Origin of the sequence: Methanospirillum hungatei (assembly GCF_020216685.1) — an archaeon.
GTDB classification, from domain to species: domain Archaea; phylum Halobacteriota; class Methanomicrobia; order Methanomicrobiales; family Methanospirillaceae; genus Methanospirillum; species Methanospirillum hungatei_B.
Genome location: NZ_JAIWNS010000078.1, coordinates 1 through 10,000, shown reverse-complemented (window position 1 = coordinate 10,000; position 10,000 = coordinate 1). Strand labels below are relative to the sequence as shown.

14 protein-coding genes are annotated in these 10,000 nt (G+C 49.6%); 4 read left to right on the top strand and 10 right to left on the bottom strand.

Annotated features, from left to right (window positions below; genetic code table 11):
* The 9 genes from albA to LDL35_RS04670 all read right to left on the bottom strand — a co-directional run.
* A partial coding sequence (gene albA / locus LDL35_RS04710) for a DNA-binding protein Alba (protein ID WP_304020022.1) occupies positions 1 to 193 on the bottom strand: 193 nt, incomplete at its 3' end.
* A gap of 14 nt (positions 194 to 207) precedes the next feature.
* Positions 208 to 1,224 (bottom strand): aspartate-semialdehyde dehydrogenase, encoded by a 1,017-nt coding sequence (asd, locus tag LDL35_RS04705; RefSeq protein WP_304020021.1) that lies wholly within the window; start codon positions 1,222 to 1,224, stop codon positions 208 to 210.
* A gap of 175 nt (positions 1,225 to 1,399) precedes the next feature.
* Positions 1,400 to 1,573 carry a 4Fe-4S binding protein gene (locus LDL35_RS04700; protein ID WP_304020019.1) on the bottom strand — a complete coding sequence of 58 codons (174 nt, stop codon included), beginning with the start codon at positions 1,571 to 1,573 and terminating at the stop codon, positions 1,400 to 1,402.
* 51 nt (positions 1,574 to 1,624) lie between these two features.
* The gene (dapB, locus tag LDL35_RS04695; RefSeq protein ID WP_304020017.1) at positions 1,625 to 2,389 is read right to left on the bottom strand and encodes a 4-hydroxy-tetrahydrodipicolinate reductase; all 765 of its coding nucleotides are present in this window, start codon (positions 2,387 to 2,389) and stop codon (positions 1,625 to 1,627) included.
* A complete protein-coding gene (gene dapA, locus LDL35_RS04690) occupies positions 2,382 to 3,257 on the bottom strand; it encodes a 4-hydroxy-tetrahydrodipicolinate synthase (RefSeq protein ID WP_304020016.1) in 876 nt (291 codons plus the stop codon). Before dapA ends, dapB begins: the two co-directional genes overlap by 8 nt.
* Before the next feature lie 5 nt (positions 3,258 to 3,262).
* A complete protein-coding gene (locus LDL35_RS04685; RefSeq protein WP_011448494.1) occupies positions 3,263 to 3,457 on the bottom strand; it encodes a 30S ribosomal protein S17e in 195 nt (64 codons plus the stop codon).
* 12 nt (positions 3,458 to 3,469) lie between these two features.
* Positions 3,470 to 4,018, bottom strand: coding sequence for a thiamine-phosphate synthase family protein (locus LDL35_RS04680; protein WP_304020014.1), 549 nt, complete (start codon positions 4,016 to 4,018; stop codon positions 3,470 to 3,472).
* A 183-nt stretch (positions 4,019 to 4,201) separates the two neighbouring features.
* Positions 4,202 to 5,356, bottom strand: coding sequence for a DNA primase regulatory subunit PriL (gene priL / locus LDL35_RS04675; protein ID WP_304020013.1), 1,155 nt, complete (start codon positions 5,354 to 5,356; stop codon positions 4,202 to 4,204).
* Between the two features lie 4 nt (positions 5,357 to 5,360).
* On the bottom strand, positions 5,361 to 6,104 hold the full coding sequence (locus LDL35_RS04670) for a DNA polymerase sliding clamp (protein WP_304020012.1): 744 nt from the start codon (positions 6,102 to 6,104) through the stop codon (positions 5,361 to 5,363).
* Positions 6,105 to 6,195: 91 nt separating this feature from the next.
* Here LDL35_RS04670 and LDL35_RS04665 point away from each other — a divergent pair, with 91 nt between their 5' ends.
* The 4 genes from LDL35_RS04665 (at position 6,196) to LDL35_RS04650 (ending at position 9,415) form a co-directional block, all read left to right on the top strand.
* Entirely contained in the window at positions 6,196 to 6,819 is a 624-nt protein-coding gene (locus LDL35_RS04665; protein ID WP_304020011.1) for an RlmE family RNA methyltransferase, read from the top strand.
* Positions 6,806 to 7,684, top strand: coding sequence for a GTP 3',8-cyclase MoaA (gene moaA / locus LDL35_RS04660; RefSeq protein ID WP_304020009.1), 879 nt, complete (start codon positions 6,806 to 6,808; stop codon positions 7,682 to 7,684). The genes LDL35_RS04665 and moaA overlap by 14 nt, the downstream gene beginning before the upstream one ends.
* 111 nt (positions 7,685 to 7,795) lie before the next feature.
* Entirely contained in the window at positions 7,796 to 8,230 is a 435-nt protein-coding gene (locus tag LDL35_RS04655) for a hypothetical protein (protein ID WP_304020008.1), read from the top strand.
* 6 nt (positions 8,231 to 8,236) lie between these two features.
* The gene (locus LDL35_RS04650) at positions 8,237 to 9,415 is read left to right on the top strand and encodes a M20 family metallopeptidase (protein WP_304020005.1); all 1,179 of its coding nucleotides are present in this window, start codon (positions 8,237 to 8,239) and stop codon (positions 9,413 to 9,415) included.
* On the opposite strand, the gene LDL35_RS04645 is transcribed toward LDL35_RS04650, so the two are convergent.
* The coding region (locus tag LDL35_RS04645; RefSeq protein ID WP_304020003.1) for a tetratricopeptide repeat protein at positions 9,416 to 10,000 on the bottom strand (585 nt) is incomplete at its 5' end. It abuts the gene before it with no gap.

Genomic DNA, 10,000 nt, shown 5'->3' with positions numbered 1-10,000 from the left:
GGATGGATTTTTTTTCCACATCCTGTAAAAACCGATTCAGCGCTATTTCAGTGGTGTCCACGGCTCGTGAAATTGCTTTTCCCCGTGCTTTTATAATTACTTCCCCTGCTCCGTTGTTAAATTGCGTGACAACCGCCAGAACATAATTCATGACCGGTTTGTTGCCCACAAATACGATATTGTCGTTCTCCATGCTGGCCATAGGTATTACAGGTACCCGCGGTCACAGATCAGTTCTGCATTCAGGACTGAGGCTCCGGCAGCACCCCTGATGGTATTGTGCCCCATGGCAATGTACCGGATGCCAGGCCTGAGTCTTCCGACAGAGACGGTCATCCCTCTGCCTTTCATCCGGTCAAGACGTGGCTGGGGACGATCCGGCTGGGTCATGAAATCAACTGACTTCTCTGGTAAGGTGGGAAGATCCTTCAGCGGGCATTTCCAGTTCTGGAATGCTTTTGCAACCGCCTCCACCGGTTCCTTGATGTCAAGCCATACTGCCATGGAATGTCCGTCAATAACCGGGACCCGGTGACAACTGGCACTGACAGAGAACGGGGCATTTACAACTTCGCTTCCGTCAAATGTACCCATGATCTTGAGGGTTTCGCGTTCCATCTTCTCTTCTTCCCCTCCGATATAGGGGATGACGTTATCAAAGATGGACATTCCCGGTATGCCTTCAAATCCTGCTCCTGAGATCGCCTGCATGGTTGCAACCCTGAGGTCTGTGAAATGAAAATTCCGGATAGGCGCCAGGGAGACGGTGAGCATGATGGTTGAACAGTTCGGATTTGTCACAATGAATCCGTCAGTTCCTGCGTCGCGCTGTAATTCAATCATCCGCAGATGATCAGCATTCACTTCAGGCACGACAAGGGGAACATCAGGCATCATCCGGTGGGAACTGGCGTTACTGCAGACACCAATACCGGCTTTTGCACAATCTGCCTCAACCTTTGTTGCAAGATCAGCAGGAAGTGCTGAAAATACAATGTCGACATTTTTCAGGCAGTCTGCCCTGGTATCAGAGACTGTGATATCTCCGACCGTCTCCGGAAGCGGCAGATCAAGCCGCCAGTTTACTGCATCGCGATACTTTTTTCCTGCACTCCGCTCAGAGGCGGTCAGAACCGTAAGGTCGAAATACGGGTGATCAGCCAGGAGCTGGACAAAACGCTGGCCCACAGCGCCGGTAGCGCCGAGGACTCCAACACTAACCATACCTCGTATATATATCTGAACCAGTAATTATAGTGCACTACATTGGTTTTTACAATAATCACCGTGCAACTAACGGCATTCCTCCGTCCGGACGAAGAATGCTGTGCAGGGCAGGAGTTATTGTGTCAGTTTTGCTGAAAGATCCAACGGGTTTGAGGTAGAAAAAAAGTGGGATTTATTCCATGGTGATGGCTTCTGCCGGACAGACATCCACACAGGAGCCACAGTCAACACACAGTTCATTGTTTACTACTGCCTTGTCATCTTCCATGGCAATAGCGGTAGCCGGACACTCATCAACACAGGTTTCACAACCGGTACATTTATCTTTATCAATAATTGCGGTCATTGATATCTCCTCAAAAAATTGGTGAAATACTTAAAAATAGGTTTCGAAAGGTCATGAAAGGTTTAAAACGTCTTTCATGCCGTAAATTCCCGGCTCTTTTCCAAATACCCAGCGGGTAGCCCTCACTGCGCCTTCAGCAAACACGGAGCGATCATATGCCCGGTGAGAGAGGGTGACGGTCTCGAAGTTGCTTGCAAACATGACGGCATGGTCACCAACAATGTCTCCTCCACGGATAACATGGACTCCGATCTCCGAGCCCCGTTCTGTCATCCCTTCGCGCCCGTATATCTCTTCACGTGGGCCGATCTCTTCCTGAAGGATCTGCAGGATGGTCCGGGCAGTCCCGCTTGGCGCATCTTTCTTGTACCGGTGATGGGCCTCGGTCACTTCAACATCATAGTCTGAAAGTTTTCTGGCAGCATCCCTGATAAGCGTCCAGAGAATGTTCATCCCTATTGAGTAGTTGGTTGATATGACCGCCGGGACTTTGCCCTCTTTGATTGCGGCGTCAATTCCTTTCCGCTGTTCCTGGGTAAGGCCGGTCGTTCCAAGAATTATTGCACATCCGGCACGGGCTGCAACCGGAACATTTTGTGCTGCTGCCGGTGCGACCGTAAAGTCTATGACCACATCAGGTTGCACTGACGAGAGAAAGTCTGCCAACTTGTCTGATGGTACAACTGGAACTCCAAAGAACGATCCCTCTTTTATATCAACCCCGCCGACGAGCTGCATATCCTGCTCTTTGGATATGATCTCTCCGATGATGGTCCCCATGCGGCCAAATGCTCCACAAATAACGACTTTAATCATATCTGGATAAAACCTCTTTGAGTCTTTCTGTTGTCTGCTCTGATGCCTCGTCAAGGGGCAGACGAAGTGGTCCTGCAGCCATTCCCAGAATTTCTGCAGCCTTCTTTACCGGGATCGGATTTGACTCATAAAACATCGCCCGGAAGAGGGGTGAATACTTGAAATGGATCTCCCGTGCGGTCTCGTAATCTCCCTTCTGTGTTGCTTCATACATCTCAATCAGGGGCCGGGGATAGATATTTGCTGCAACGGATATGACTCCTTTCCCGCCCAGGGAGAGGATTGGAAGTGTCAGGTTGTCATCGCCGGAGATAACAGCGAAGTCTTCGTCTCTGGTCAGTTCAATGATGGTTGATATCTGACCCAGGTCTCCTGATGCCTCCTTGACTCCTACGATGTTTGGGTGTTTTGCCAGCTCGGCTATGATATCCGGAGTAATATTCTGGCCGGTTCTGCCAGGGACATTATAGACGACCACCGGGATATCGAGGTCTGCAATGGCAGTATAATGCTTAATAAGGCCAGACCTGTTTGGCTTATTATAATACGGGCTGATGACCAGGACACCATCCGCTCCGACATCTTTTGCTGCCCGTGTAAACCGGAGCGCTTCAGAAGTGTTGTTGGATCCGGTACCGGCAAGGACAGGAACCTTTCCGCCTGCCTCATCCATGGTTACCTCGACGACCTGTTCGTGCTCGGCAAAAGAAAGAGTTGCAGATTCACCGGTTGATCCACAGGGAACAACACCATGAACCCCTGCGGCAACGAGGTGCGCTATGTTGGAACGAAGGCCATCAAGGTCCAGATTCTTTCCGTGATTTCTTTGAAAAGGAGTAATCAAAGCGGGGAAAACACCCTCAAACATGAGGATTATTTTTTGAATTTCCCAGTATTTATCTTTCTTGTGATGTATCCGGCAACTCTGTTTCTGACCCGCTTGCTTGGAACATTGGTTGCGCTTGCAACGGCTTTTTTATTCTCGTCAAAATCGTTCGTAAACTTTTCTTCGTGGAACTCCAGGAGTTCGATCCCGATTTTTTTGATATAAGTCGGTTTAATTCCCATGATATATCTCTCTCAGTGAGTTGCATCAATAATGCGCTGTGATATCTTAATAAGATTTGTTGCAACCGATCCTGGTCTCTCACCAAACAATCGTGCCTGTGCCGGGGTTTTTCCGTCTGTTTCAATGAACAGGACATCAGGAACTCCGGAATCCTGCTCACTACAGAATGCAACCGCCCAGTCCATGGTGGAGACTCCGGGGGGGATTCTTCCTGCCGTGCAGGTACAGATCTCAAGCAGCATGTCCTCAGCAATTCTCTTGAGTTTTTCCGAATGCCGTATACTGCAGGCAGAGCGGATCTCCGGAGAGAACCTGATTGCAGTCAGGATTCCTGAAACCATGAGTGATAGGTGCTCAAACCTGATAGAAGGACGGGATATCCCTTCTCCCTCCGGAAAGAGAAGGCAGGATCCGACGTCATTCGGTGTCCGGGCTCCGGGAAGGGCATAGACAAGTTCCATACCCTCTACTGGTATGAGTTCCAAAGCGACCTCATGAGATATCTGGTCGGCAGCTTCCTGAAGTTCCCGGCTGATTTTTTCTTTCAATGCTTCATTCATAGGATCCCTGGGTTTCGTGTATCGGATGCCCTGCCCCCCAAACCCTTAACCGCGGAGATGACGCACAGTAATGAAGTTATGAAACGATGGATGCTTGATGCCATAGTCGGAGTTGGAAGTCTCATAGTTTTTCTTGTACTCATTCTTCTGCTCCCGGCAGTCCTTCCTGGTGAAATAGGATATCTAGGTGCCCTGCTCCTCTTTGTGATCACTATCAGCGCGGGAGGGTATGCGATCCGAGGCGTCAGTGCCTGATTGCCCTTCTTGTTTTTCGCTCTTCCTTTTTTCCACCTGTTTGGGTGCATTTTCACCGGATGTTTTTCCTTTCCGGCTCAGGTCACGTTTCTTCTGCTTGTAATAGGTGAGCGGGTGGGTGACTTTTTTGCACAGACTGTCCGGGTGCACACAAATCCCATGCGTCTTCATCGTCGAGCAGAGAGGGGAGACGTACTCGGTACTCGTCCCTCCCCGTCCGGTGATATGCTCAACCTGGTAGAGGGTCTTTCGAAGGTCAAAGTTCGGAACCGACCCGTAGAGTTCTATAATCCGGGTATTTTCCATGCCGATATTATGAAGGAATGCGGAGATTGCAAACCGTGCCATATGGGTCAGATGTCCCTGGCCGGCTATGGCTCCCAGTATCGCCTGCATACAGGGGGGAAACGCCGACTCCTCAACCTGTCCAAACTCTTGAAGTGCCCTCTTTTGCCATTCCGCTTTAATCCTTTCCACTGCCGGTTTGAGCAGCTCGCATACAGATGACGGGACTTTGAGTGGCAGGTTCCTGGTCATAATGTATCTGAGCCGTTCCCGTACAATCTCATCATACTCGTCAGGAGCCACCTGTACATTCCCTTTGACTACCACCCGGTTGATAAGCCTCCACTTCTCTTCAGGCATCCGTGACGCAACCGGGATGTAGTCTACGAGAGAGATCTCATTCCCGGTCTCGGAAAGGCCGATGGATCTTCTGATGAACCGTTTCACCTCCGGGTCTTCATCCTGGAGAAAGGCAAAGACGGTCCATGCCTGGTATCGTACCAGCCGGTCGATGAGAACCCTGTCCTGGGCGCAGGAGACCATGATCCTGCTGACCGGGTATGCCGCGATGATGATGGTGACCGCTTCCGGATCTTTTGGGATGTCGGGGAGAGGAGGGATCTCTTTGCCTGAGAAGGAAAGCGCATGCTCAAGTGTGGTGATAGCCTCCCTGATTGCAAGCCTCCCGCCTGCAGATTCAAGGAAGGTATCCAGTGAATTACTGATGGTCCCGATGTATGACTGGGACTCTTTCAAAAAAGGATATTTTGCCAGATCTTTACGATCAAGGGTGACCATGCATTTAGTCAGCCTCAATCCGGGGTGCCAGCAGGTACTCTACCTGTCCGTTTCCACCCGCAATCTCAAATGAGAACTTAACCGGATGATCAACGCCCAGATCTATGGTTACCTTCTCGGCATGGCTCATCACTTTTCCCATATCCTTCAGGTAATCAATGGAGAAGAGCGATTTTGCTGACTCCCAGTTGGAGGCGATGACCTCTCCGGCTGAAAATGCTCTCCTGATATTATCAGAATCGCCCTCGGCATACAGGACAAACTCCTTATTCTCCGGTTCGATGGCAAACCAGATCTTGTCTGACACGATGGATGCTGATTTTATAACATTGTAGAGTTCAGATCCGGATATGGTCACCTGACCTGGAAGCTGGATACCTGGTGCATTCGGGTCCTTTTTGATGGTATTCGAATCAAGGAGCGTAATGGAATAATGGTATCCTTCAAAGGTGACTTCTATCTTATTTGCTCCTTCCGGATGTTCCAGGCGTATATCACTTGCCTTTCCCATCATGGAGTAGGTATTTTTCAGCTTTGCGATATCTAAACCGATCTCACCGGTTGTTGCCTCGTACTGGCTGAATGCCTCCTTTTTTAAAGTAAGGATGATCATCGCCACATTGGCTGTATCAACCGCCCGGGCCCAGACTTCTGTCTCAGAAAAATGAAGCCTGCATTCTGTTACCAGGGCAGAGAGGGCATCAACGGTATCCTTGAATATATCTGCACTGATCGTTGCTTTCAGCATCTGCGCTCCCTATGCATTCAGGTTGTGATTTGACACAGATATATGTGCCGGGTTCGCATATTATTGAGGAAAGTCCAGGTCGATAATTTTTATGGGTTCACAATGGGGCAAAGATAAAGCGTATCTGAAAGCAAAACAATCAGGGTATCGTTCGCGTGCGGCGATGAAGCTGAAGGAGATCATTCAGAAAAACCCGGTTATTCGTCCGGATGATAATATCCTTGACCTTGGTGCAGCTCCCGGGAGCTGGCTGCAGGTTTTGCGTGAAATGACAGATGGGATCATTGTCGGTGTTGATCTCAATCCCATACTGCCCATCGAAGGGGTCAGAACCATCACCGGTGATTTCTCTGATCCGAAAGTAATCGCACAGATTCGGGAACTTATACCTGAAGTGAATGGGATTGTGTGTGATGCATCACCAAAGCTCTCCGGCCAGCGGTCATTTGATCAGGCAAGAGCCATCGAGCTGAATGAGATGGCGCTCGGTGTCGCACGGCAGCTCCTCAAGCAGGGCGGGAACATGATTATGAAGTCATTCCAGGGAGAGGACTTCAGCTGGCTGTATAACCGGGTAAAACAGGAATTTTACTCGGTACGGACGTATAAGGCGCATACCACCCGCAAAGGAAGTACTGAAATGTATATCATTGCGAAGAATTTTATCGGCAATCAGCAGGGTTTGGAGGAGTCAGGTTCAGATGGATCTGCATGACTCCTTTGGCCGGCCCATCTCTAATCTGCGTATATCGGTAAACTCAGGATGCAATCTGCGGTGTGTATATTGTCACCGGGAAGGGGAGACAAAACCTGAAAAACCGCTGTCTCTTGAGGATATCAGGGCAATTCTGGACGTTGCGGGTAACATCGGCATCAGGACCGTCAAATTTACCGGAGGGGAGCCTCTCCTTCGTGAAGACATTGTGGAGATTATCCGTTCTGTTCCACCAGGGATTGAGTCCTCGATGACGACCAATGGAACTCTTCTAGGGCCCCTTGCCCATGAACTCAGGGATGCAGGACTTGCCAGGGTAAATATCAGTCTCGATTCCTTAAATCCGGAAACCTATAAGAGTATTACCGGAACCGGCCTGTTATCTGACGTTCTTGAGGGCATTCAAGCCGCTCGTGATGCCGGGCTCACCCCGATTAAGATCAACATGGTACTGCTCAAAGGCGTAAACGAGGGTGAGATCGATGATTTCATCCATCTCGTATCCGGGGATCGGCACCTCATCCTGCAGATCATTGAGCTTATGGACCTTGGGGGGTGCCCGTTGCATGCCGACCTGTCAGAACTGGAAGAGAAGATTGCTCTTCATTCGCGCAAGGTCATCACCCGGAGGATGCATCATCGGAAAAAATACTGCTATGAAGGTGCTGAGATCGAATTTGTCCGTCCCTGGCACAATTCAGACTTCTGTAATCACTGTACACGCATGCGGGTGACATCTGACGGAAAACTCAAACCCTGCCTGCTCAGGGATGATAATCTGGTTGATATCAGGGGCAAACGCGGGGAAGAACTGCAGCAACTCTTTCTGGCAGCGGCAAAGAAGAGAGAGCCATACAATAAGTAACCATGCGGAAATGGTTATGGTTTGAACACCAATCTTGTGATCATGCTTGAGAATAACGAATATGAAAAGGTCTTAAAAACCTTGTATGAAAAATCCCTGATACTGGAAAACATGTCTGATTTTCACCCTGACCTGAGTTTCTGGTATTTTGATGCCATGGCACATCTTGATTACACCATCTCACTGTTTGCGTACAATGCAGACTCACCACGAAACATGCTCTCCCGTGAATATCTGAAATGCCGGAAAGACAAGACTCTGGAGGGAAATCTGGCACGGTTTGACGGATTTATGAACTGGCTGCGGCAAAACCATCCGGACGAGTACGAGAAATTCCCGCTCTTTATTCAGAAGATTTATGATCCCTCTGATATGGCATCTTATCGTTCCTTCAGGATTGTCCTTGATCCAAATGACAAAAAACCCACACCACCTGCAGTTCTGATGATGATGATTGATGAGGTCTTTGATAAGGCGTACCTGGCTTCCATCTATAACGGGTCCTCAATGGCACACCTGTATGCCCGGTATATGGACTCGTGCTGAGAGGGAATGATGATGGATGTAGCCCGTCTCTGCTCTGAGCTGGTAAAAATCCGTTCCGAAAATCCCCCCGGGTATACCGACGAGGTCATCTCCTGTCTGCAGGAGTTCTGCTCACAAATCGGGATAGAGACGCAGGTTCTAGAGCAAGGGCGAAAACATAATCTTCTGTCTAAAAACATTCAGAATACGTTGCTCTTGTGCGGGCATCTGGATGTCGTCCCCGCTCTTCCTGATGACTGGACGTATCCTCCCTTCTCCGGCAGGATAGATGATGAGGTTGTTCACGGACGGGGCTCAACTGACATGAAAGGAGGCTGTGCCGCCCTGTTATGTGCTCTTGAAAAAGTGCTCAATAATGGTATTGAACCACCGGTTGATCTCGCCTTTGTCTGTGATGAGGAGGGAAACGGGGATTTTGGTATGGAGTATCTGGTTCAAAAGGGATATCTCCGCCCACAGACCTGTCTGATAGCAGAGCCCACGCCTGAGTTATCACCAGTCATCGGAGAGAAAGGGATTGTCAGACTTCATGTCACCTTTACCGGAGATGCCGGTCATTCGTCACTGCATCCGGTGGTCGGAAACTCTGCCATAATGCAGGCATGCTCATTTCTGGAGTATTGCAACGTGATTCACGCGATGACCTGGCCACAGGATCCTCTGGTATCCGAAGTGATTCACAATACCACGAACTCGCTCTCGTCCCTTCTTTCGATATCACAAGAAGATGCAGCAGAAATTCTCAGCCGGGTGTCATACAATCCGGGCCATATATCCGGCGGAGAGCGTATCAATGTCATCGCCCAGAGATGCGAACTTGATCTTGATATGCGAATCCCATGGGGCTGTGATATCCCCCGGCTCATCGAAATGATAGAGTCATACATTCCACACAGTAGTGTTGATGTGCTGGAACGGGTTGCTCCGACACTCAGTCGTCCAGGCAGGCTTTATGACCTGGTATGTGCCGGGATAGAGTCGGTTCATGGAGAAAAAGCGATGCCTGGTGTCACCCAGGCGGCAAGTGATGCACGGCATCTCAGGGAGATTGGGGCTGAAGTCATTAATTACGGGCCTGGCGACCTCTCTCTGCTCCATGCCATCAATGAGAATGTTCCTATCCGGATGCTGAACCAGTGCATGGATGTCTATGTCCATGTCCTGTCCAATTTTGGTTCTGCCTGATCATCTTTTTTTCAGGAGATCGAGTTGTTCCCTGGCATGGTGATAGTCAGGATCGATCTCCAGTGTCCGGGTATACCATACCACAGCAGTATCAAAATCCCCCTGCTCTTCATACGTATGTCCGATATTATATGCAGCATCAGGATACTCCGGGTTTATCTCAAGTATCTCCTGGTACATGGCGATAGCCTTCTCAAACCGGTGCAGTGCTGCAAGGGCATTTCCCATATTCAGCATGGTCAGGATATGATCAGGCCGGTCATAGAGGACTTTTTCGTAGTATTCCAACGCCTCTTCGAACCGTCCGAGTGACTGAAGGGTATTTGCAAGGTTATATCGTGCTTCAAGGGACTCCGGGTCACGCTCCAGTGCCTGTTTATACATCTCCAGAGCTTCAGCATACCGTCCCAGATTCTGCAGAGCCAGACCTTTATTGTTCCAATAGATCGCAGGACCCGGGTCGGTGGTGAGGACTTTCTCATAACAGGCAAGAGAGGCTTCATGATCCCCTATCATCCCTAGGGCTACTCCTTTCAGGTTCCATAATGCCGGATTGTCCGGATCGTCTTTGATGAGTTTTTCAAG

Excerpts from the sequence above, each read along its gene's own strand:
- asd (WP_304020021.1), bottom strand. The coding sequence starts at position 1,224 with ATGGTTAGTGTTGGAGTCCTCGGCGCTACCGGCGCTGTGGGCCAGCGT.
- LDL35_RS04700 (WP_304020019.1), bottom strand. The coding sequence starts at position 1,573 with ATGACCGCAATTATTGATAAAGATAAATGTACCGGTTGTGAAACCTGT.
- dapB (WP_304020017.1), bottom strand. The coding sequence starts at position 2,389 with ATGATTAAAGTCGTTATTTGTGGAGCATTTGGCCGCATGGGGACCATC.
- dapA (WP_304020016.1), bottom strand. The coding sequence starts at position 3,257 with ATGTTTGAGGGTGTTTTCCCCGCTTTGATTACTCCTTTTCAAAGAAAT.
- LDL35_RS04685 (WP_011448494.1), bottom strand. The coding sequence starts at position 3,457 with ATGGGAATTAAACCGACTTATATCAAAAAAATCGGGATCGAACTCCTG.
- LDL35_RS04680 (WP_304020014.1), bottom strand. The coding sequence starts at position 4,018 with ATGAATGAAGCATTGAAAGAAAAAATCAGCCGGGAACTTCAGGAAGCT.
- priL (WP_304020013.1), bottom strand. The coding sequence starts at position 5,356 with ATGGTCACCCTTGATCGTAAAGATCTGGCAAAATATCCTTTTTTGAAA.
- LDL35_RS04670 (WP_304020012.1), bottom strand. The coding sequence starts at position 6,104 with ATGCTGAAAGCAACGATCAGTGCAGATATATTCAAGGATACCGTTGAT.
- LDL35_RS04665 (WP_304020011.1), top strand. The coding sequence starts at position 6,196 with ATGGGTTCACAATGGGGCAAAGATAAAGCGTATCTGAAAGCAAAACAA.
- moaA (WP_304020009.1), top strand. The coding sequence starts at position 6,806 with ATGGATCTGCATGACTCCTTTGGCCGGCCCATCTCTAATCTGCGTATA.
- LDL35_RS04655 (WP_304020008.1), top strand. The coding sequence starts at position 7,796 with ATGTCTGATTTTCACCCTGACCTGAGTTTCTGGTATTTTGATGCCATG.
- LDL35_RS04650 (WP_304020005.1), top strand. The coding sequence starts at position 8,237 with ATGATGATGGATGTAGCCCGTCTCTGCTCTGAGCTGGTAAAAATCCGT.